Here is a 22,073-nt window from a genome sequence, read left to right on the forward strand (position 1 = left end):
CCCATTATTACATTTTTAATGTTCAACTGCAGTTCCAGCACCTTTAGGATAACGAACACTTTCAACCATCTCTGCAATATCTTCCGGTACTTTTTCTGTCATATTTTTAACAATAAAAGCCACAATAAAGTTTACCAAAGCACCAATAGCCCCAAAAGCATTAGGTTCTATACCAAAGAATAAATAACCTCCGGTTTCAGCTGGACTTGGGAAAAAAGCTGTACTTTTTATGAAAAAGATACCTTTATATCCAAACACATAGAACATTGTAACACCAATACCTGCAATCATCCCTGCTATAGCTCCTTGCCTGTTCATTGTCTTACTAAAAATCCCCATCATTAATGCAGGGAAAATAGAACTAGCAGCAAGACCAAACGCAATAGCAACAGTACCAGCAGCAAAATCTGGTGGATTAAGACCTAAATATCCAGCTACCACAATAGCACAAGCCATTGCTATCCTTCCCGCTAAAAGCTCTCCTTTATCAGAAAGATCTTTCATAAACATATTTTTAAGGAGATCATGCGAAATTGCTGAAGAGATTGCAAGTAACAATCCAGCAGCTGTAGATAATGCAGCAGCTAAACCACCAGCTGCAACAAGACCAATTACCCAGTTAGGAAGATTTGCAATTTCTGGATTTGCCAAAACCATTATATCTCTGTTAACATATAATTCATTACCATTCCAACCTGCTTCTTTAGTCTTAGCAATAAAATTCTTATCTTTACTTTTATCATTATAATATTGTATACGCCCATCACCATTTTTATCTTTAAATTTTAGCAAACCAGTTACTTCCCAACGTTTAAACCAATCTGGACGATCATCATATTTTATACTACTTTCTGGAGCAAAAATATCTCCAGCAGCTACAACAGCTTTATTAATAGTTGCATGAAGATTAAGTCTAGCCATCGCAGCAACTGCTGGTGCAGTTGTATAAAGAATAGCAATAAATACAAGTGCCCATCCAGCAGAACTTCTAGCATCTTTAACTTTTGGTACTGTGAAAAAACGTATAATAACGTGAGGAAGACCTGCTGTACCAATCATCAAAGACAAAGTGTAAACAAACATATTAAGCTTGCTAATTCTAGGAGCAGTAGTATACTCAGAAAAACCAAGTTCAGTAACAACTTGATTTAATTTGTCTAAAAGATACATGTCTGTCCCAGAAAATTTAGAACCAAGCCCAAGCTGTGGGATAGGATTACCAGTAAGGTGTAATGAGATAAAAATTGCTGGTATAGTATAAGCCAAAATTAATACACAATACTGAGCAACTTGAGTGTAAGTAATACCTTTCATTCCACCAAAAACAGCATACATAAAAACAATCGCCATACCAACTATTACACCCGTTGTATTAGATACTCCTAAAAATCTTGAAAATGCAACACCAACACCTGTCATCTGACCAATAATATATGTTGTTGAAGCTATTAACAAACATAAAACTGCAACGATAGCTGCTCCATCTGAATAATAGCGAGTTTTAAAGAAGTCAGGAACTGTATATTTACCAAATTTTCTTAAGTAAGGAGCTAATAACATGGCAAGTAAAACGTAACCACCAGTCCAACCCATAAGGAAAAGTGATCCACCATACCCCATAAATGCAATAAGACCAGCCATTGATATAAATGAAGCTGCAGACATCCAGTCAGCACCTGTAGCCATACCATTTAATACAGGGTGTACTCCACCACCAGCTACATAAAATTCTTTAGTACTACCAGCTCTTGACCAAATAGCAATACCTATATAAAGAGCAAAAGTAAGACCTACGATTATATATGTTGTTGTTTGTAAACTCATGGACATCCTCCTTAATCTTCTGCGACGTCAAATTCTTCGTCTATTTTACCCATTAATTTAGCATAAATGAATATCAAAGCGACAAATACATATATTGAGCCCTGTTGTGCAAACCAAAATCCGAGAGGATACCCGCCAATCTTAATAGTATTTAATACATCAACTAAAAGTATTCCTGCTAAATAAGATACTAAAAACCACACAATTAATACATTTCTTATTAAAGACAGATTTTTCTTCCAATAAGCTTCTAATTTTTCCCTATCGACCATACTTCACCTCACTTTAAAATCTTAGAAAAACATTTAAAAATACAAACTAAAGATATATCAAACTTACTTTCCTATCTCACCTCCTTTCCTAATTTTTAAATTATCATCCACATAACCCGTCTAATATTTAATACATTGTTTTAATATTGTCAACCATTAAATACTCTCAAGAAAGACTTTGTTTGCACATACTGTATATTGTATACAATATACAGTATGCAATAGAGCATAACTTATTGATATTAAAAATATTATCAAAAAGTATTTTTATTACATTGTTATATTCACTGTTGATACCAATATAATTTTTCATAACCTTTTTTTATTTTTTTATCTTTATCTCATAGAATCATTATAATTTCTACATAAAAAATTTATTAGTCATAGCAATAAAAAAACTTGACATAAACTAACTCAACTATATTTTATTTATTAGAAATTAAAATAAAGATCAGGAGGTGGGCTATGTTAGAAAGGTGGAGAGGTAACAAACCTGCAGTAACAAGTCCATTCAGAGAACTACTAACATTTCAAGAAGAAATTAACAAGCTTTTTGACGACTTTTTCAAAGTACCAAAAACACTTGATGATGTTGCTAAGTTTATACCTGACATCGATATTGCTGAAACAAAAGACGCATTTATAATAAAAGCTGATTTACCAGGTCTATCTGAAAAAGACATCGAAGTCAGCCTAACAAACAATATATTAACAATAAAAGGTGAAAGAAAAGAAGAGAAAGAAGAAAAAGATAAAAATTACTATAGAAAAGAAAGAGTTTTTGGCAGCTTTTTGAGAGAAATACAAATTCCTAAGAAAGTTCAATCTGATAAAGTTAAGGCTAAATTTAAAAATGGTGTACTTGAAATAAAGCTACCAAAAGCAGAAGAAGAAAAAGAAAAAACAGTAAAAATTGAAGTCGGAGAGTAAACTATCAAAGAGGCCTATTGGCCTCTTTTTTTTCTATTTTACTATCAATATGATTGAAAATCTTCAATGTTAGACCATATTTATAATAAAGTAATTTAAAAATCATATTCGAAATTAATATATTTTTGCATTCTGACAAGCAGTTATAAATATACGCTATAATATCTTTTCAAAAATATAGATACACAATATTTTATTCATAGAAAGTAACACTTCAAACTAGTTTTCCAGACTTTGTAATCTTTTACATTTAAACCAAACAGTCATAAAAATATTATCTACCAAAACTATTGTCATTATTAATTATTTTATGTATAATACTTTTAATGGATGCGATATCTTTATTTTACATAAACAACATAGGTTTTGCTATAGAATTAAAATACATCTATAAATCTATGTCTATTTCAAACATTAAAAAACTTCCTAATTTGCCTCCACAACTGTTATCTTTCACCGTTTTTAACGAACAAATTGTACCTATCTATAATTTAGCTCATTTTTTTAATATAAACAGATTTAATACCAATTATTTACTTTTTTTCTCTAAAAACAATATTATTCTATCATTTGCAGTAGAAAAAATTGACACTACCACTAACTATCAAATCATAAAGAGTGAAAATATTACAAATATTTCATTTTTAAACAAAAATAAAATTTTACTCTGTAATAATATGAATCATTTTTTACTAGATTATTTTATGCTTTTTCAAGCATCTGAAATGAAAATTAACGAATAGGAGGCTTAAATGAACAAAGAAAACACTATTAAATACTTAAACAGAGTGATATATATCTATATATTATTTTCATTATTTTTCTTATTAGTATCATCTACATATTTTTATAAATATCTTAAAAACAAATTTGATACTCACATCCAAATTGAATCAATAAAACTTAACAATATGATAAAATCAAAAGAAACAGAAAATCTTGTTATTTTAAAATCAATTATTAAAAATAGTCTTAAAAATTTTAAACCCTCAGAAAATTACAAAATTGTAAAACTTATAAAAAATAATGACGATAATTTTATTCCTATACAAACTATAAATGAAATAAAAACAACACCTGTAACAAAAAAATCTTTTATTTACAATGATCTTATCATAGGCAAACCAGTTACAGCTGTCACAGGTACAATAAACAAACTAAAAATAAACACTCTCTATAGATTAGATGAAAAAACATTATACGTCATTAAACAAGAAATCGATATCACAAACAATAATCTTATTTTTTATCCAATACATCAGAGTATCAATGATCCTGATCAACCAGTAGAAAAAAACAAATATTACACATTTAACAATCAAATAATCATCAAAAATGGTGTAAGTATTTTTAATAAAACATTTTTATTTGTTTTAGTCATTGCTTCGATATTATCATTAGGTTTATGGAGTATAGTTAATTACTTAAAAAATTACCAATCAGAAATCGACAAATTATACACTATGCTAATATCTTTGCAAAATAAGAAGATTAATGATATTGATATTAAAACTCTACCAAATGAACTCAGAAATATCTTTGAAAACTTTGCCAACGAAATAAGCAAAGAAGTTCAGGAAAAAAATATTTTCAAAAATATTATTAAAATCTCCACAAATATTGTTTTATTGAAAAACTTGAAAAATGAGATTATTTTTGCATCAGATTATGTTTATAAATATTTTAGTGTTGAACTAGATAGAAAAAAAGAACTTTTAAAAAACAGGTCTTTTAATAACTTCTTAAATATCATTGATAATTTGGAAGATAACACTGAATTTCAATTTAATAATAGCAGCTTTTTACTTCGCAAGAAAACAACTCCTGAAAATAATATTTTAATTATCATAACAGATGTAACAGATTTTAAAAATAAAATTGAATTTATATCTAAAAAGTATAATAAATTGAAATCAAATATTGAAAAAATAGAACCCACTATATACGAACTAACCTCTATATCAAACGAACTTAAATCTACAGTACTAAATACATCATCTTCTCTTTCAGAACAAAGCTCAGCACTTTCAGAAATTAGCTCAGCACTTGACGAAATAAGAAACGTTGTGAAAAATCTTGATATATCTTTAGAAAAAATGAGAAAGCTTATAGAAAATATTGAAGAAACCAGTTATGAAAGTACTGATAAACTATTGGAATTTGAAAAAGTTATTGACAAAATAAATCAATCTGCTTCTTTTATATCAAATGAAATTGCTGGTTTAACTGAAAAAGCTTATAGTATTACTTCATTTGTGGACAGCATTTTCGATATTGCCAACCAAACAAAAATTCTTGCAATTAATATAGCCATTGAAGCAGCAAAATCTGAAAACGAATCAGGTAAATTTACAATTATAGCACAAGAAGTAAAGCAACTAGCTAATAAAGCAGAGTCCACATCATCTGACATCAAAAAAATGGTAAATGATATAATCACAAGCATTAATAAAACAACTATGACTACTGAAGAAGCTTTAAAAAATATTCTTCATTCAAAAGATTATTTTGAACCGTTAAAGAACCTTATAATGAAAAATAAAGATTCGGTATCAAAAATAGCTGTCAACATAACTGACATTACAGAATCCTTCAAAGATCACACAATCGGGCTAAATGATATAACAGCTACAACAAAAGATATCTCTCAAGCAATAACTGATATTACAAAGTCTAGTGAAGAAACTAAAGATTCAGCAAATATAATATCAGAAAATATAATCAAATTAAGAGAGATTATGAAACAGGTAGATAATGAATAAAAGATTGAAAGAACTTTTCCTCTCAGAAAGCATAGATAATGCAGTAAATATCAAATCTGCTACCAGCAAGTTGCTTGATCCTAAACATCAAAAAAGCAACCTAGAACTTATAGCTAGATATCTTCATACATTAAAAGGTTCATCTAGAATGATGGGCTACAAAACTTTTTCTAACCTTATTCATGTTATTGAGGAAAAAGTAAAACAAATAAATAATTCTCCCAATAAAATTAATAGTAATTTTATAAATTTTCTGTACTCGGTATCTGATAAAATTATCTCTATACTAAGTGACATTGATAACGTAGCTGATGAAGAAATTGAAAGTCTAACAAAAGAGATTTTAAAAATGCAAGATTTCTCATCTTACAGTACTACAGATCATGACAAAACAACATATTTCCCTTTTGATGAAGAAAACAAGAGTTTATTAAAACAACATATATACAAAATACATGAAACAGAGCTAAACCAACACCTACAAAGTCTTTACAATATGATATCTAAATCTGAAAATTTATCTCTTTTGAAGAATGATATAGTTTCATTAGTTGAATCAATGCTTAATAACCTTAAATCTTTAAAATCAAATATAGGTGACGAAAAATATAAAAACTTCATCCAAAACATTATTAAAACAAATGAAATTAAACTTAATAAACTCTCAAACGACCTAGAAAAAATAATTACTGAAATAAAAACAAATTGTAGAATAAATCATGAAAATGCTCTCTCTTTTAAAATGCTAAAATTCAAAGAAATCACGGATACTTTAAAAGAAAGTGCTAAAACATTAGCTGCAGAACTTGGCAAAGAGGCAGATATTATTATTAAAGGAGAAGAAATTAAATTTGATAAAGATATATTGCTGAAATTACAAGAACCCCTTATTCATTTAATAAGAAACAGTATTGACCATGGTCTGGAAACACCTGGTGAAAGAATCAAGAAAAACAAGAATCCAAAAGGTACAATTGAAATTGAATGTTTAGCTGATAAGAATTACGCAAAAATTACAATCAAAGACGATGGTAGAGGAATTGACATAAAAAAAATAAGAAATAAAGCTAAGTCTCTAGGATATGAAGTGGGTGAAATGAGTGACAAAGAACTGATTTATCTGATTTTTCAACCTTCCTTTTCTACTAAAAATAATACTACAAACATCTCAGGTAGAGGAGAAGGGTTAAGCATTGTTAAAGAGGTTATGAATAAAATAGGAGGTAAAATAGAAATTGATTATAAACCTGGCTTATTTACAAAATTTTCACTCATTTTTCCTGTTAGTTTTATGGAAACTGAAGTCTTAATATTTAAATACGCAAATTTAGATTTCGCACTTTTTTTAAATCATATCAAATCAATAATAACTTTTGATGAATCAAGAATTATCTACAGTAACAATACAATGCTTTACACAGTAAACAATAACGCTTATAAATTCTCTTATACTTCTGATATTTTAAATTGTGAAAATGACTTAAATAATTTTATTATTTTCATAGATTACCGTGGCAAAACCTTTGGTATTACAGCTAAAGATATAAAAACAAATTCAAAAATGAAAATATATAAATATAGTGGACTTATTGAAAATTTAAAAACCTATTCCCATTTCATAGCAAATTTTGATGGATCAGTTATTCCATTAATAGATATCGATTATCTATATGAAAAAATCAACCAAACAACACCTATGAGACAAACTACTATAGATGACACAAAAGAACGACCTAAAGTCTTACTTGTAGAAGACTCGTTTGCCACAAGAGAACTTGAAAAACATATTTTATTAACGGCTGGTTTTGACGTTATTGAAGCAACAAATGGAAAAGAAGCTCTGAATATCTTCAGTAATAGGGAAGATATAAAAATTATAATATCTGATATAGAAATGCCAGAAATGGATGGGTTTACTCTGACAAAAAATATTAGAACCGGTATAAGAAATCCAAACATTCCTATAATACTCATATCTACTCTATCAGACAAAGAAAGCATCAATAAAGGACTAAAATGTGGTGCAAACTTTTTCATAACAAAAAATAAATTTTCCGAAGAAGAATTTTTAGACAAAATAAGGAGTCTAATAGGTGTTCAACATTAATATTTTATTAACAGATGATTCCCTTTTTGTTAGAGAAACAATTAAAGAGTTACTTTCGAAATATGAAGAAATAAACAAAATTTTCACAGCTGAAAATGGTAAAGAAGCTATAGAAATATGCAAAAAAGAAACAATAGATGTAGTATTTATGGACCTTGATATGCCAGTTATGGATGGTGAAAAAGCATCAAGAATTATTTTCGAACAATTTGGATTGCCTATTATTATTCTCACTTCTTTAGACAATTATATAATCAAAGAAGCTTTTGATCTAATATACAACTATTGCATAGATGTAATTAATAAACCTGAAAACATAGATGAAAATTTTTCGAAAATTCTACTGAGAAAAATAAAAAATGCTTTTATCGTGAAAAACAGGTTACCAAATTACAAAAACAAGGGGAAGAAACACAAACATGAAATTATAATACCTGAGCCTTTTGAAAAAGATTCTTCTAAGATTATCATTTTTGCCATGTCTACGGGTGGTCCAAAAATGATACCTGATATCTTAAAACAAATAGAAGTAATTCCTTTACCATTTGTGTTAATACAACATATTGAGCCAATAATGTTTGAAGGTTATATAGATTGGTTACGCTCAAAAACCAACAAAGAAGTAATATCAGTAAACTTAGATATCCCTTTTGAAATAAAAGATTGTTTATACGTTCTCCATCCAAAATTTCATACCACCATAAAAAAAACATTATTTACAAAATTTATCACCAGGCCTCATTTAAAAACAGACCTTTATTCTCCACCTGCTGATCCTTTTGTTATTAGTATCTCTGAAGTTTTTAAGGAAAAAATCATATTTGCAATATTTTCCGGAATGTGTTCAGATGGATTAAAAGGTGCCGAAGCCGTAAAAAAACATGGAGGAAAAGTGTTTTGTCAATCCCCCAAAGAAGCTTTGATTGATACAATGCCCAAATCAGTAATAGATGCTGGATTATGTGATAATATATTTGAATTACAATCCTTAAACAAGGTATTACTAAATGGATAAAACTCTTTTCAACATACTCTGTAAAAAAATAGAAAATGTAAGTGGTTTTAGAGTTTACAGTTTTTACGAATCCAATTTACTTACAATTTTAAACCGAATTGCTGAAAAAAGAATAACAACAGTTGATGAAATAATCGAAGAATCTTTGAAAAACATGAATCTATTAGAAGAAATTATAGAGTCTCTTGTCATTAACGAAACATTTTTTTATAGACATGAAAATCAGTTTAAACTTATCGAAGAAAAAATAATCCCTGATATTTCTAAAAACTATAATACCATAACAATCTGGTCTGCTGGCTGTTCAACAGGGTGTGAGCCTTACACTATTGCTATGATAATAGACAAAAGATATCCCCATCTCAAAGATAGAATTACAATCATAGGTACAGATATCGACAGAGAAGCCCTTAATATAGCCGAAAATGGTGAATTTTCAAAGTGGCATATTAGAAACCTTGCTAATAATGTTTTAAATACTTATTTTACCAAAAAAAATAATATTTACTATTTAAGTGAAAATATAAAAAAAATGGTAAATTTCAAAAGACACAACCTATTACATGATCCTTTTTTCTCAAACTGTCATATCATTCTATGCAGAAATGTCTTAATATACTTTTCACAAGAAAATATCACCCACATATTAAAACGATTTATAAATGACTCATTAGTTGAAAATGGTTATTTATTTTTAGCTCCAGGAGAGTTTACTTTACTAAATTCATTAGGTTTCACTCCTCTAAACATTCAAAATACATTTGTTTATAAGAAATCTAGTAATATTACTGATATCACATTTAATAGACAAAAACATTCTATAAATTTTAAAAAAATCAAAAAAAATTTAAATGCTCTTTTACTATCAAACAAAAAAGATGATGCTTTAAACTATTTACATAATATATCTTTTGAGTCGTCTAAAGACGTAAAGAATTCAAATCTAGAAGAACTTGTAATATACATAGATACTGGAGATATATACAATTTAGAGAAAAAAATAAAAGAATTCAAATTCACATTGAATGATGACGAATATTTCTTTTTGATTGGTATGAAATATTATCTTAAAAATGATTACAAAAATGCTCTTGATAACTTTAGAAAAGCTACAATGTTAAAAGATGATTATATATATTACTTTTATCAAGCTCTTTCACTTAAGGCATTAGGAGATTTAGAAAATGCAAAAATATTTTTTACACTTTCATTGAAATTTTTTTATATTAATAGTATATTTGAGTCATTAGTTAACAAAAATGCAATAAAAAAAATAATTTTAAATCATATAAGTTCTAAATCTTACAAATGAGATGAGGTGTAACATGACATTTAAGAAAAAACACATTGTTGCCATTGATGATGAAGAATCTGTATTAATAAACTTAGAAAAAAAACTCAAGAAATTCCTTGAATGCAATTTCTACGGCTTTAAAAACTCAGATGAAGGGTTAAATTTTATACGTGAAAATCCTGTGGACTTAATATTACTAGATTTACTCATGCCTGAAAAAAGTGGTTTTGAAGTATTATCTGAAATTAAGGAAGATGAAAACTTAAAAAGGATACCTATTATTATTCTTACAGTAAAAGCTGATGCTGAAGCAATTGATGAAGCTTTTGAAAGAGGAGCTGATGATTATATATTAAAATCATTTTATGAAAACGAGCTACTTGCTAGAGTAAAAAGAATTTTGCGTTCAAAAGAAATGGAAGAAGAGCTACTAAGATATGAAAGGGATAAAGTAGCCTTACAACTTGGAGGAGGTATTGCTCATCATTTTAATCAACCACTAACAGTGTTAACTATGGGATTTGAAATAATAAGAACTCTTTTAGAAACGCAGCACCCAGAAGCATTAAAAACTATAGATAAATATCTGAAAATGTGCGAAGATTCTACTGCAAAAATTTCAAAAATTGTAGACAAGTTGTCTTCTCTAAAAAAATACAGACTCATGAAATATGTAGGAGATATGCATATCTTTGACTTATCATTAGATAATGATGAATAACTCTTCTTACTGTTAAAAATACATTTTTCTGATTGAAAGTATTGCATTTTAAAGCATTTTATAAATATTCTCTATATATGATTTAACACTTTTATAACTTGGTTGTCTTCTCACAATTTCAGTGCCAATTACTACACCATCTGCAAATTTTAACACTCGTGTCACATCGTCTTTACTTTTTATTCCAAAGCCATACACAACTTTTTTCCCAGTAATCTCTTTTATAAGCCTCACTTTCTCCTCATTTAAACTCTTATCACTATCTACAAATGTACCAGTTGTTCCCTTTACCCCAACATAATATATAAAATCTGAATCACTTTCTTTTAATTTTTCAATATCTACCAGTCTACTAGCTGGTGTTATAAACGGAGTAATTTTTATACTAAAACCCATCCTCTTAAAAATTGTATGCATACGATTTGGTAAATCAGCAATAATTACACCATTTAAGTTGGATAAAAACTCTTCACAAAATTTCTTTATACCATAGTTATATATAATATTAGCATAAGTCATTACATACCTTTTTTTATTGCATGGGATTTTCAATATATCCTTCAAATCGTTATAACTAACTTTATCATAAACCTTTTCAACAGCCTCAGCTATCACTGAACCATCAGCTACAGGGTCATTGAAAGGATAACCAATTTCAATAAAATCTATTAAATTACAATTAATCAAATAATCATAAATTCTTCTAAAATTCTCTTTATCTGGATAATTCAAAACAATATATACACCTTTCATATCAGCTCCTTTACCTCATGTATAATATGCAAGTCTTTATCCCCTCTTCCCGAAAGATTTATCAACACATTTTTACCTTTAAATTTTTTATGATTTTCAAGAACGTATGCAATAGCATGACTCGATTCCAAAGCAGGTAAAATCCCTTCATTCTTTGTCAGCTCAAAAAATGCTTTGAGAGCTTCCTCATCTCTCACACATTCATATTTCACTCTACCAGCCTCCTTTAAATATGCATGCTCTGGACCCACCCCAGGATAATCAAGCCCTGCAGAAATTGAATGAACCTTTGCAATTTGCCCTTCATCTGTCTGAATCACATAAGAGAGACTACCTTGAAAAATTCCCTTTTTCCCTTTTCTAATACTCATAGCATGTTTTCCAGGCTCATCAGAAATACCACCTGCTTCTACCCCTATCAACTCCACATCTTTATCATCCATAAAACCTCTAAAAATACCTATGGCATTACTTCCTCCACCCACACAGGCCACCACAACATCAGGCATAACCCCTTTTGTAAAAAAGTATTCTTTTGCTTCATTACCAATTACTGATTGAAAATGAGCCACTATTTCAGGAAATGGATATGGCCCCACTGCTGAGCCAATGAGATAATGTGTATTATCCACACTGCTAACCCAATCTCTAAGAGCAGCACTCACAGCATCCTTCAAAGTTTTACTCCCCTCATCTACCACTCTTACCTCAGCACCTAGCATCTTCATCCTTTCCACATTTACAGCCTGCCTCTGCGCATCGATACTACCCATATAGACAGTACATTCAAGATTTAAAAGAGCACAAACTGTAGCCGTGGCTACACCATGTTGCCCTGCTCCAGTTTCAGCAATAACCCTTTTCTTCCCAATAAATTTCGCAAGGAGAGCCTGACCAAGAGTATTATTAATCTTATGAGCACCTGTATGAAGCAAATCCTCTCTTTTCAAATAAATATTTATGTCATATTTATTAGATAGATTTTCTGCAAAATACACAGGGGTTGGTCTACCTGCAAAATCTTTTAATAAGGCATCTAATTCTTTATTAAAATTTATATCATCCTTTATCTTAAAAAAAGCTTCTTCAAGTTCATCAAGAGCAGGAATAAGGGTTTCTGCTACAAACTGACCACCAAACTCTCCATAAAATAATTTTTCCATCTTCCACCTCTATACCTTTTTACAACTATTAAAAATAGTAAAACTTATTACAGTCTCTATCCACTAATCTTTTGCAACAACGCTTTTACATGCTTCAATAAATCTTTTCATCTTATTAAAACATTTGACACCTGGAGATTTTTCAACAGATGACGATACATCTACACCGAAAGGTTTAATTTTATCTATCACGTTACGAACATTTTTTTCATCAAGACCACCAGAATAAATCAGTTTCTCTTTATAATTATATATCCATTCAGGAACATCTTCGTTAAAAACACCTCTCCCCATACTTGAATCATACAAAAAATAATCATAATTTTTACAAAGAGGTTCTGTGCTAGAAGCATATATCAAACCTTTAACTTTTTTATACTCATAAATCTGTACATAATCAAACAAAGCAACACAATCTTTCACTTCATCATAAGTGAGACTTACACATACTGTGAGTATTTTTCCTCTTGCATAAGCACTTAATTTTTTCGCAAAATTACTATCAATATATCTTTTACTTTTTGGATATAAAACTATACCAATAGCAGAAAAACCTAACTCCACTGCCCAGTCAATCTGAATAAAATTTGTTATACCACATACTTTTACAAACATAAACACCCCGCAGATAATTCATTTAGCAGCTTTACTGGATTATCACTTTTCATTAGTGATGTACCCACTAGAAACATATCAGCTCCAGCTTCTTTAAATCTTATAATATCTTCTTTTGTCTCAATCCCACTTTCAGCTACTTTAATATAATTACCTTTTATCCTGGACAATGTTTCCATTGCTCTATTTTTATTTATCCTCAAAGTAGTCAAATCCCTACTATTGACTCCCATAAATTTAACATCAAGGTTCTCTAATTTAATAAGTTCTTCATATTTATGTATTTCTACCAATACTTCTAAACCTAATTTTTTAGAATATTCAAACAATCTTTTCAGTTCATCACCTTCTAACATCGAAGCTATTAGCAAAATTACATCAGCTCCATACTCATAAGCCAAATCAATCTGAACCTCATCAACAATAAAATCTTTACAAAGAATTGGCAAATTTACCGCACTAGAAATTTCTTTTAAAAATTTGAAATCACCGTTAAAATAATTTTTATCAGTTAGTACACTAATAGCTGCTGCACCACCTTTTTCATACAACTTAGCCTGTCTTTTTACATCCACCTTCTTTATTTCACCAAGTGACGGAGAAGCTTGCTTCACCTCAGCAATAATCCTTCTATCAGAAAGAAATCTTTCAAAAGGGATAACCTCTTTAAATCTTTCCCCTACCCCCTTTTTAAGTTTTTTTACTTCAGCTTTTTTAAGCTCATAAATTTTTTTTAAAAACATGCTATACCTCAACAGCTGATAGCATTTTCATCTTATTGTAACATTCACCACTTTTTATTTTTTCATACGCTTTCAAATATCCACTCTTCAAATCTATATCTTCTAAAAGATGAAGAGCAAGGGCAGTATTGAGTGCAAAAAGTTTGGCCACGTTTTCATCTTCTCCAGTTATTCCATTAAGAAAAAGTCTCTTTGCTTCAACTTCATCCCTCACACAAGGCATATCAAAAGGCTCAAAAAACTCCTCAGGGTTAACGGTTAAGTGCTCGACCACCCCATTAACAATCTTGTAGCAGATTGTCATATCCTTTGTTGAAACTTCGTCATATCCATCTTTTGATGAATAAACTATAAATTTCCTATTCTTAAACCTTGTTACTGCCTCAGCATAAATTTCCAATTTAGAAAAATCTCCCACACCTATAATCTGGTATTCTGGCTCTGCTGGATTAACTAAAGGTCCTAAAAGATTAAAAATTGTGGGCACCATCAAATCCTTTCTTATTGGGGCAACATATTTCATTGCAGGATGGAAATTTGGTGCAAAAAGAAAAACAAAATTGTGGTTATCAAAAAACCTTCTGGCTTCATCAAGCACCATTTTCACTGGAATACCAAAAGACTCATAAATATTTGCAGAACCTACTCTACCACTTATAGCCACGTTTCCATGCTTTACTACAGAATATCCCATGGACGAAAGTATAATAGCCACTGCTGATGACACATTCACACAACTTTTACCGTCACCACCAGTCCCACATGTATCAATACATCTTTGTTTACTGTGTTCAAATCTAACTTTATATTTGTTTAATACTTTAGCCGCTGCAAAAATCTCATCAGCACTTTCCCCTCTCATTTTCATAGCTATTAATGCTCCACCTATCTGAGCATCACTTAAACTGCCAGTCATTATTGAATCAAAAAATAATAATGCTTCATTCTCAGTAAGTTTTTGCCCACTATATACTTTTTTTATAATTTCATTCATGTTACATCCTCCCTACATATTTTTATAAAATTATTAATAAGTTGTAAGCCATACTCACTTTTGATAGATTCTGGATGAAACTGAACTCCATAGAGCTTTTCTTCATTAAACTCTATGGCCATAATTTCATTATCAGATAATGCCCTTGCACAGACAAACTGCTCACTTACTTCTATAGCCAGAGAATGGTAACGCACAGATTTAAATCTATCAGGCAACCCCTTCAAAATCCTTGAGTCATTAGTTTTAACTATCTCATCAATCTTCCCATGCATAATAGTCTTAGCACTGCGAATTATCCCGGTTTTATAATAAGCAATACACTGCATACCAAGACAGACACCAAAGATAGGCTTTTTCCCGGCATATTCCTCAATGTATTTCATTGAAAAACCAGAATTTTGAGGATTTGATGGCCCAGGTGAAATAATTATCCCTTCATAATTTGATGCATCCCTAAATTCATCATTTTTTATCACATCAAGATCAACACCTGCCTCTTTAAAAAGTGCAAAAAGGTTGTAAGTAAAAGAGTCATAATTATCTACCAGTAAAAACATGACCACTCTCCATATTTTTTGTTACTTCTATTGCTTTAAACAAAGCCCCTAGCTTGTTTTCTACCTCATAAAATTCCTTTTCAGGCACACTGTCATACACAATACCTGCTCCAGCTCTAAGTACCATTTTCCCTTTCAGGAAAGCAGCACTTCTGATGGTAATGCACGTATCCATATCCCCTGCAAAAGAGAAATATCCGGCACATCCTGCATAAAACCCCCTTGCACTCCTTTCATACTCATCTATCAACTCCATAGCTCTCACCTTTGGAGCACCTGAAACTGTGCCAGCGGGAAACGTCCTGATAAATAAATCAAGATTGCTTATTTCTTTCTTTTTCACTCCCTCCACTTCTGAAACTATATGCACCACATGGGAATATACCTCAGGGATAAAAGCAGAATTAACTTTTACCGTTTCTGGATAACAACCGCTATAAAGATCATTTCTTGCAAGATCCAAAAGCATAAGGTGTTCTGAAATTTCTTTTTCATCATGCAAAAGACTATTTTTTACAGACTTTATATCTTTTTCCACAGGATAAGTGCCTGCAATGGGTTTTAAAATTGCTTTATTATCTTTGATTTTTAGATGAATTTCTGGAGATGAACCACATACAATATAATCTTCAAATTTAAAGAAAAACATGTATGGCGAAGGGTTTATATTGCGTAATGCTCTGTAAAAATTAATGGGATTTATAAATCCTTCTACTTCATATTTATTTGATATAACAATCTGTATTGCTTCACCGTCAATTATTTCCCTCTTCACTTTCTCCACAATTTCTATGAAATCCTCCTTATCAAAATCCTTCTTTATAGAGATGATTTCATCTGAGTTTGACAGGTCAAAGTTTACCCTATGAAGCTCGTCCACCATCTCAATGGTTTTACCCAGTCCTATTCGGTAAGCTTCTTCCAGATCTAAATCTGTCTTTATCACTGAAACAGCATAAAATTTATTTAAATGATTATCAAAAACATAAAACTCATTTATCAATGCGAGTCCCATAAGTAACTCATCAGGTTCCTTTATTTTTTTGCGCAAAATTCCCATATAGTTTATCATCTCATATCCAAAAAAACCTACATAACCACCGCAAAAATCTCCAATATTTTCATCCCTCATCCCATTAAATGCATTCATCTCATAATTTAGGTAATCAATGGGATTTAAAAAAATCTCGCTTTTTTTACCATTTCCAACTTCAATAAGTTTCCCCTTTTGAAACAGTAACACTTTTTCAGGCCTTTTTGCAAAATATGTAAATCTTGAAAAACTCTTATCAATGTTCGCACTTTCTAAGAGATATAAAAATTTCTCATTGGAAAAATTTCTAAGAAGCGAAATGGGAGTATAAATATCTCCCACAATTTCCCTGACAATGGGAATATGAGTGTATTTTTCTGACAATTTCTTAAATTCATCAAAAGTAATGTTTATCATTTCAACCTCCAGTTTTCAAAAAAAAAAAGCCGTGAGATTTTTCATCCCACGGCCCTTAAACTCTGTATACCAAAAAGGGCCGTGTGGCTGTCCACCACACGGCCCTCTTAATCGCACATCTATGGTGAACAGCCTACTTATCCAATGCTGTCCACCACCAAGCTTTAAAATTTGATGCTAAATTAGCGTTAAAAAATATTGAACTCATCATATGTAAAATATAACAACATACTTTTCATTTGTAAAGAACTTTTTTATGCAATCGTCTCAAAATGCCCTAAAGTTGATATTAACATTGAATCGAAATCAAATTCTTTTTCTATTTCTTCCTCTTTAAGCTCTTTCCAACTTAATCTAACATTTTCAACATTTATTTGATTTATCAATCCCTTAAACCTACTTTCTGTAAATATAGTACCTGTTATTTCCCCTTGAAATTCTCTTAGTTTAACCATTATTGTCCCAAGTTTGGAAAAAGTTGTTTTTATAGTAACATAAAAGCAATCTCTACTTTTTTTTATTTTAATCTCTCCATCCTCTATGCCATACTCTAATGATTTAAAGGGCAAAAAAATCTCACCATGCATTAAAAGATTTACCTGTAACTTCAAAAACATATCTTTTAAGTTACTATTATCTTTATAAATAAGCCCCTTCACATTGTTAGACACATCCTCACCATCAGCAATCTTCTTTTCAAAAAACAAACCGCTATCCTTTATTAATTTCATTATTTCTTCTTTGTCTAGCTTTTTTAAATTAAAGTGTGTAAAAGATCTTAGAAAATTAAAAATCTCATCTTTACTAAATCTTACAGCAATCTTTTTTAAAAACATTACGTCAAGGTTTTGAACCGGCTCTTTTACAGTTTTCAGCTCTAAAAATGGCTCTGTTTTTATAACTTCAGCTTTGAATTTAGATAAAGTAATCTCAGAATTAATCATAGCTTTTAAAAGCTTCCCTTTAATACTTACTATAAACTGCCTTTTATCAATTAATCTTATTATTTTTACATTTACTACTTCACCTTTTTTCAACGGAGGTAGTTCTTTACTGAGAATATGTGAGAGATTACTGTTCTCAATTTTCATAGAGCAATTTTAAAACAAGATTAACTTCTGTAACAGATATATTTAAATCTTTTGCAATCTCAGACACGTTTTTACCACTTTTATAAAGAGCTATTATTTGAGATTTTAAATCTTTCTCTGAAGGAACTGAAGAGGAAATCACTTCCAACCTATTAATTTTAGCATCAATAAGATCAACAAGATCTTCAAGTAAAGCCTCTTTTTCTTTAAGATTATTATCAATTTGCTCTGATACCCTTTCACTCTCAACTAATAATTCTTTTAGCTCATTAATTATAATTTGCACATCCTCATAGGATACATCTATCAACTTTTTTTCAATAGATTTCAACTTGATCAATAATATAAAAACAAAAACATATAAAATACCTATCAACAAAAAAGCAATTATTAAAATCAAATTATAATTCACATATTACCTCATCAACTCTGTAACGCCCTTTTAATTAGCTCCCTATCTTTTTCAAAAACAAATCTTATTATATCTTCCCTTAATTCATGATCTATATATTTAAACTCAACACCATATATATACCCTTTAGGAGTTTTAAATTCTGTGACTACTTTGCCTAAAGCATAAAACGTAACCCTATTCATTGCCTCTCTAATATCACCTTCTATATATAAGTATAGATCTTTGTCAATTTGCTCAGTTGAAAAAAAACTTATACCTCCACCGCTAATATCTATTGCATCAACCAACATAAAATCCAAGTCCACCTCTTTATCCCCTATCATCTCAAGAATTGTATCTAATTTTAAATCAATTTCTAATAAAAACCTAAGAACATATTGCATGTTTGTAGTTTCTTTTTGGATAATGTTTTTTATTTTATTTGACATTTTTGTTTTTGCTTGAATACTCTTTCTATCTATCAATCTCTTAAACTCACTAACAGAATCCATATCTATCAGTTTTATGTAGTAATTACCTTTATAGTCGATACGATAATGCTCCCTTTTTAGTCCTTTTGCAATCTTTGATGTTATTTTAAAATAATATATATCTTTATCTTTTCTCACATATTCTACATCAGCACCAACCAATACATCACCTTCATACCACAACGCATTAATCTTCAGCGAATCCATAAATAAATCTTCACTTAAACTATTTGATTTTATACCAAAGTTCTTTTCATCTACAAACATCGCATAAACAGTTTTTACATCTTCTGGTTGATAAATCTTTAAAACAACTTTATTCATACTTAACCCTCTGTATCTATTATTTTACCAACTTCTTCTTCTAAAATAGATTTTCTTTTTTTATTCATTATCTTTTTATCCTTAGATTTACCTTTTAAAAACTTTTTAACACTTTTTCTACTATCAATTATTGACATTTCAATCTTTTTGATATCTGAAATAACTGATAAATTAACTAAATTACCTTCTATAAATTCTTTAGAAACAAAACCGTATTTATTAAAACTACTCTTATCAAGGACCTCCTGTACTTTCTCAGGGAAACTAGCCTTGCCTATTACATGTTGCAAATCTTTTGGACCTATCCCATTTTTTACTCACTTATTTTTTATGTACACAATACCTGTTCTAAAATTATTCATTTCAAACTTATCACTAAGTCTATTCATTGTCTCAGAATGGCCTAAAAATAAATAACCAGGAATATTCAATGAATTATAAAAATGCTCAATTACCTTCTTTTTTGTTTCTACATCAAAATATATCAACACATTTCTACAAAAAATGACATCACATTTACCTATCTTTATAAACATAGTTCTTTCAGTCAAATTACCCTGCATGAATCTAACCATACGTCTAATATCATTGGTTAAATAATAATTGAATCCATCTTTTTTAAAATACTTTGCAATAATTTTAGGATCTACACCTCTAAATGATACAGAACGAAAAATACCTTCCTGAGCAGTCTTAATAACATCTGTGTTTATATCCACACCAATAATATCAAATCTTGCTTTAGTATCAAGCATTTTCTCTTTTAATGCCATTGCGATACTATACGGTTCTTCTCCAGTAGAACAAGCAGCCGACAAAATTTTAAAGCTTCTTTTCCCCTTTTGAATTTCAGAAGGAATAATTTTATCTACCAAATAATCTATTTGTCCTTTTTCTCTAAAAAAATAGGTTTCATTTATTGTTACTAAATTTATCAACCTTTCTAACTCACTCTTTCCTCTAGAATTATATTTAAGATAATAAATATAATCCTTAAAGGATGTAAAATTATGCTCATGAAGCAATCTTGACAATCTGTTTTCCAACAAATATTTTTTGTTTTGAGTAAAGTAAATTCCTGAATGCTTATAAATTAGCTCAGTAATTTCTAAAAATTCATCGTCCTTAATCTTAATTATTCCTGTATTAATCATAACTCTCCCAAAATTAAGTATATTTTTTCTTTCACAAATTTGCTACTTTCCCTTTTTAAGTGATCATTCAAAATCTTCTCTAAATTAGCAATATTAATTTTCCCGAGAATTTCTACAGCCTTATATCTAACTAGCCAACTTTCATCCTTTAAGCAATCTAATGCAATATTCCCAACTTTATCTCCCAATACCAAATAGAGTGAATTAAGCGCTTCTTTTCTAATGTCCTCATTATCTTCAGAAAGTGCTTGATATAAAAAATCTGAACAGTCAACACTCATTTTACCAAGAGCCTCAATGATGGCTAATTTTACATTATCAGATACCTCATGATAAACTCTCATCAAATAATCAGCACATTTTTTATCTTTGCAAAGTTCACCCACAGCTTTTGTTGAAAAATACCCCACCATACTATCAGGATCTGTTACTTTTCTTAAAATATCATCTACTTTAGATACGGCATTTATCCTAACGAGTGATGATGCTGCAGCTTCTCTGACAATATTTGAATCATGTGACAAATAATTAATTAAAATATCTTCAACTTCTTTTCTATTAAAAAAAGATAACATTTTCACAATATAAGCAATAAGCTGTTCATCTTTTTCTACCTCTAACTCCCTTTTAACTATATCATAACATTTATCATCATTTATGAGTGTAAGCGCTTGGATTACAATCTTCTTTAATCTTTCATCTTTTTTTTCCAATAGCTTAGCTAATCTCTCAGCATCATCGTCATCTGCTAACAAAGCTATTGTAGCAGCTGCAGCCTCAGCCACATCTACAAATTCACTATTCAAAAAGGGGTATATTTCTTCTTTAGAATCAAAATCTTGCAACCAACCCAAAACAGTTATTGCTGCTTTTACCACATTTCCTACCTCATCTCTCAGTGCAGCTCTAATATCCTCCAAGAAATCGTAATCATGAGCTTTTCCCACTGTTAAAATTGCATATTCTTTTAGAATAGGATCATCACTTATGATTAAATTTTTCATCAAAACTTTATAGCTATCACTATAATTTTCTGCAATAAAATCTGACACTTTATCTGATAGCTCAACATCATCAAAAAAACCAATCAATTCTTCAGGAGTATAAGAAGTAAAATCTTGCTCAATTTTGAAAATTGTAAGTAAATTTGTCAGCTCTAAAAGCTGAATGATACTTTCATTAACATTTACTAATATGAAACTTATATTTTTTTCTTTACAAAATTTATTTAACTGCACAAATCCAGCCAACTCTTTACTTTGAATATATTCACAATTTTTTAAATCAAGCCTTACCTCTTTAACGTTATCATAAGATTTCAATTCCTCTTTAATACCTTTAAAATCACTTAAACTAATATCTGAACTTAAAATTACCTTTAAAACACCATCCTTTTTATCCAGCTTATATGACATA

22 protein-coding genes are annotated in these 22,073 nt (G+C 29.7%); 7 read left to right on the top strand and 15 right to left on the bottom strand.

Annotated elements, in window-relative coordinates; all coding sequences use genetic code 11:
* Positions 1–15: 15 nt before the first annotated feature.
* Together OWK30_RS07855 and OWK30_RS07860 are read right to left on the bottom strand one after the other, a co-directional pair.
* On the bottom strand, positions 16–1,824 hold the full coding sequence (locus OWK30_RS07855) for a sodium:solute symporter family protein (RefSeq protein ID WP_423325273.1): 1,809 nt from the start codon (positions 1,822–1,824) through the stop codon (positions 16–18).
* Between the two features lie 11 nt (positions 1,825–1,835).
* Positions 1,836–2,096: a DUF4212 domain-containing protein gene (locus tag OWK30_RS07860; protein WP_423325275.1), complete on the bottom strand. Its 261-nt coding sequence runs from the start codon at positions 2,094–2,096 to the stop codon at positions 1,836–1,838.
* 465 nt (positions 2,097–2,561) lie between these two features.
* Here OWK30_RS07860 and OWK30_RS07865 point away from each other — a divergent pair, with 465 nt between their 5' ends.
* From OWK30_RS07865 to OWK30_RS07895, 7 genes are all read left to right on the top strand, one after another.
* Complete coding sequence (locus OWK30_RS07865; RefSeq protein ID WP_423325277.1) at positions 2,562–3,026, top strand: Hsp20/alpha crystallin family protein; 465 nt, start codon at positions 2,562–2,564, stop codon at positions 3,024–3,026.
* Between the two features lie 326 nt (positions 3,027–3,352).
* A complete protein-coding gene (locus OWK30_RS07870) occupies positions 3,353–3,769 on the top strand; it encodes a chemotaxis protein CheW (protein ID WP_423325279.1) in 417 nt (138 codons plus the stop codon).
* Positions 3,770–3,778: 9 nt separating this feature from the next.
* The gene (locus tag OWK30_RS07875) at positions 3,779–5,788 is read left to right on the top strand and encodes a methyl-accepting chemotaxis protein (RefSeq protein WP_423325281.1); all 2,010 of its coding nucleotides are present in this window, start codon (positions 3,779–3,781) and stop codon (positions 5,786–5,788) included.
* Positions 5,781–7,895: a hybrid sensor histidine kinase/response regulator gene (locus OWK30_RS07880; RefSeq protein ID WP_423325283.1), complete on the top strand. Its 2,115-nt coding sequence runs from the start codon at positions 5,781–5,783 to the stop codon at positions 7,893–7,895. The genes OWK30_RS07875 and OWK30_RS07880 overlap by 8 nt, the downstream gene beginning before the upstream one ends.
* On the top strand, positions 7,882–8,910 hold the full coding sequence (locus tag OWK30_RS07885) for a chemotaxis protein CheB (protein WP_423325285.1): 1,029 nt from the start codon (positions 7,882–7,884) through the stop codon (positions 8,908–8,910). Before OWK30_RS07880 ends, OWK30_RS07885 begins: the two co-directional genes overlap by 14 nt.
* Positions 8,903–10,222 (top strand): CheR family methyltransferase, encoded by a 1,320-nt coding sequence (locus OWK30_RS07890; protein WP_423325287.1) that lies wholly within the window; start codon positions 8,903–8,905, stop codon positions 10,220–10,222. The genes OWK30_RS07885 and OWK30_RS07890 overlap by 8 nt, the downstream gene beginning before the upstream one ends.
* Positions 10,223–10,235: 13 nt before the next feature.
* Complete coding sequence (locus OWK30_RS07895; RefSeq protein ID WP_423325289.1) at positions 10,236–10,925, top strand: response regulator; 690 nt, start codon at positions 10,236–10,238, stop codon at positions 10,923–10,925.
* 48 nt (positions 10,926–10,973) lie between these two features.
* Here the strand turns inward: OWK30_RS07895 and trpA are convergent, their stop codons facing one another.
* The 13 genes from trpA to OWK30_RS07960 form a co-directional block, all read right to left on the bottom strand.
* Complete coding sequence (gene trpA / locus OWK30_RS07900; RefSeq protein WP_423325291.1) at positions 10,974–11,678, bottom strand: tryptophan synthase subunit alpha; 705 nt, start codon at positions 11,676–11,678, stop codon at positions 10,974–10,976.
* Positions 11,675–12,841, bottom strand: coding sequence for a tryptophan synthase subunit beta (gene trpB / locus OWK30_RS07905; protein ID WP_423325293.1), 1,167 nt, complete (start codon positions 12,839–12,841; stop codon positions 11,675–11,677). The genes trpA and trpB overlap by 4 nt, the downstream gene beginning before the upstream one ends.
* 63 nt (positions 12,842–12,904) lie before the next feature.
* Complete coding sequence (locus OWK30_RS07910; protein ID WP_423325295.1) at positions 12,905–13,456, bottom strand: phosphoribosylanthranilate isomerase; 552 nt, start codon at positions 13,454–13,456, stop codon at positions 12,905–12,907.
* The gene (locus OWK30_RS07915; RefSeq protein ID WP_423325297.1) at positions 13,447–14,199 is read right to left on the bottom strand and encodes an indole-3-glycerol-phosphate synthase; all 753 of its coding nucleotides are present in this window, start codon (positions 14,197–14,199) and stop codon (positions 13,447–13,449) included. Before OWK30_RS07915 ends, OWK30_RS07910 begins: the two co-directional genes overlap by 10 nt.
* Position 14,200: 1 nt before the next feature.
* Complete coding sequence (gene trpD, locus OWK30_RS07920; RefSeq protein WP_423325299.1) at positions 14,201–15,193, bottom strand: anthranilate phosphoribosyltransferase; 993 nt, start codon at positions 15,191–15,193, stop codon at positions 14,201–14,203.
* A complete protein-coding gene (locus OWK30_RS07925) occupies positions 15,190–15,753 on the bottom strand; it encodes an anthranilate synthase component II (protein WP_423325301.1) in 564 nt (187 codons plus the stop codon). The genes trpD and OWK30_RS07925 overlap by 4 nt, the downstream gene beginning before the upstream one ends.
* Complete coding sequence (locus OWK30_RS07930; protein WP_423325303.1) at positions 15,734–17,203, bottom strand: anthranilate synthase component I family protein; 1,470 nt, start codon at positions 17,201–17,203, stop codon at positions 15,734–15,736. The genes OWK30_RS07925 and OWK30_RS07930 overlap by 20 nt, the downstream gene beginning before the upstream one ends.
* A gap of 254 nt (positions 17,204–17,457) precedes the next feature.
* The gene (locus OWK30_RS07935; RefSeq protein ID WP_423325305.1) at positions 17,458–18,294 is read right to left on the bottom strand and encodes a hypothetical protein; all 837 of its coding nucleotides are present in this window, start codon (positions 18,292–18,294) and stop codon (positions 17,458–17,460) included.
* Positions 18,284–18,706, bottom strand: coding sequence for a DUF6115 domain-containing protein (locus OWK30_RS07940; RefSeq protein ID WP_423325306.1), 423 nt, complete (start codon positions 18,704–18,706; stop codon positions 18,284–18,286). The genes OWK30_RS07935 and OWK30_RS07940 overlap by 11 nt, the downstream gene beginning before the upstream one ends.
* Before the next feature lie 11 nt (positions 18,707–18,717).
* Positions 18,718–19,503, bottom strand: coding sequence for a PilZ domain-containing protein (locus tag OWK30_RS07945; RefSeq protein ID WP_423325308.1), 786 nt, complete (start codon positions 19,501–19,503; stop codon positions 18,718–18,720).
* A 2-nt stretch (positions 19,504–19,505) separates the two neighbouring features.
* On the bottom strand, positions 19,506–19,793 hold the full coding sequence (locus OWK30_RS07950; protein WP_423325310.1) for a hypothetical protein: 288 nt from the start codon (positions 19,791–19,793) through the stop codon (positions 19,506–19,508).
* Between the two features lie 27 nt (positions 19,794–19,820).
* Positions 19,821–20,657 (bottom strand): CheR family methyltransferase, encoded by an 837-nt coding sequence (locus OWK30_RS07955; RefSeq protein ID WP_423325312.1) that lies wholly within the window; start codon positions 20,655–20,657, stop codon positions 19,821–19,823.
* Positions 20,654–22,072 carry an STAS domain-containing protein gene (locus OWK30_RS07960; protein ID WP_423325313.1) on the bottom strand — a complete coding sequence of 473 codons (1,419 nt, stop codon included), beginning with the start codon at positions 22,070–22,072 and terminating at the stop codon, positions 20,654–20,656. Before OWK30_RS07960 ends, OWK30_RS07955 begins: the two co-directional genes overlap by 4 nt.
* Position 22,073 lies beyond the last annotated feature (1 nt).

It is taken from the genome of Deferribacter abyssi, assembly GCF_049472655.1.
Lineage (GTDB): Bacteria > Chrysiogenota > Deferribacteres > Deferribacterales > Deferribacteraceae > Deferribacter > Deferribacter abyssi.

Coding starts and splice junctions, on each gene's coding strand:
- OWK30_RS07855 (WP_423325273.1), bottom strand. CDS start 1,824: ATGAGTTTACAAACAACAACATATATAATCGTAGGTCTTACTTTTGCT.
- OWK30_RS07860 (WP_423325275.1), bottom strand. CDS start 2,096: ATGGTCGATAGGGAAAAATTAGAAGCTTATTGGAAGAAAAATCTGTCT.
- OWK30_RS07865 (WP_423325277.1), top strand. CDS start 2,562: ATGTTAGAAAGGTGGAGAGGTAACAAACCTGCAGTAACAAGTCCATTC.
- OWK30_RS07870 (WP_423325279.1), top strand. CDS start 3,353: ATGGATGCGATATCTTTATTTTACATAAACAACATAGGTTTTGCTATA.
- OWK30_RS07875 (WP_423325281.1), top strand. CDS start 3,779: ATGAACAAAGAAAACACTATTAAATACTTAAACAGAGTGATATATATC.
- OWK30_RS07880 (WP_423325283.1), top strand. CDS start 5,781: ATGAATAAAAGATTGAAAGAACTTTTCCTCTCAGAAAGCATAGATAAT.
- OWK30_RS07890 (WP_423325287.1), top strand. CDS start 8,903: ATGGATAAAACTCTTTTCAACATACTCTGTAAAAAAATAGAAAATGTA.
- OWK30_RS07895 (WP_423325289.1), top strand. CDS start 10,236: ATGACATTTAAGAAAAAACACATTGTTGCCATTGATGATGAAGAATCT.
- trpA (WP_423325291.1), bottom strand. CDS start 11,678: ATGAAAGGTGTATATATTGTTTTGAATTATCCAGATAAAGAGAATTTT.
- trpB (WP_423325293.1), bottom strand. CDS start 12,841: ATGGAAAAATTATTTTATGGAGAGTTTGGTGGTCAGTTTGTAGCAGAA.
- OWK30_RS07910 (WP_423325295.1), bottom strand. CDS start 13,456: ATGTTTGTAAAAGTATGTGGTATAACAAATTTTATTCAGATTGACTGG.
- OWK30_RS07915 (WP_423325297.1), bottom strand. CDS start 14,199: ATGTTTTTAAAAAAAATTTATGAGCTTAAAAAAGCTGAAGTAAAAAAA.
- trpD (WP_423325299.1), bottom strand. CDS start 15,193: ATGAATGAAATTATAAAAAAAGTATATAGTGGGCAAAAACTTACTGAG.
- OWK30_RS07925 (WP_423325301.1), bottom strand. CDS start 15,753: ATGTTTTTACTGGTAGATAATTATGACTCTTTTACTTACAACCTTTTT.
- OWK30_RS07930 (WP_423325303.1), bottom strand. CDS start 17,203: ATGATAAACATTACTTTTGATGAATTTAAGAAATTGTCAGAAAAATAC.
- OWK30_RS07935 (WP_423325305.1), bottom strand. CDS start 18,294: ATGAAAATTGAGAACAGTAATCTCTCACATATTCTCAGTAAAGAACTA.
- OWK30_RS07945 (WP_423325308.1), bottom strand. CDS start 19,503: ATGAATAAAGTTGTTTTAAAGATTTATCAACCAGAAGATGTAAAAACT.
- OWK30_RS07955 (WP_423325312.1), bottom strand. CDS start 20,657: ATGATTAATACAGGAATAATTAAGATTAAGGACGATGAATTTTTAGAA.
- OWK30_RS07960 (WP_423325313.1), bottom strand. CDS start 22,072: ATGTCATATAAGCTGGATAAAAAGGATGGTGTTTTAAAGGTAATTTTA.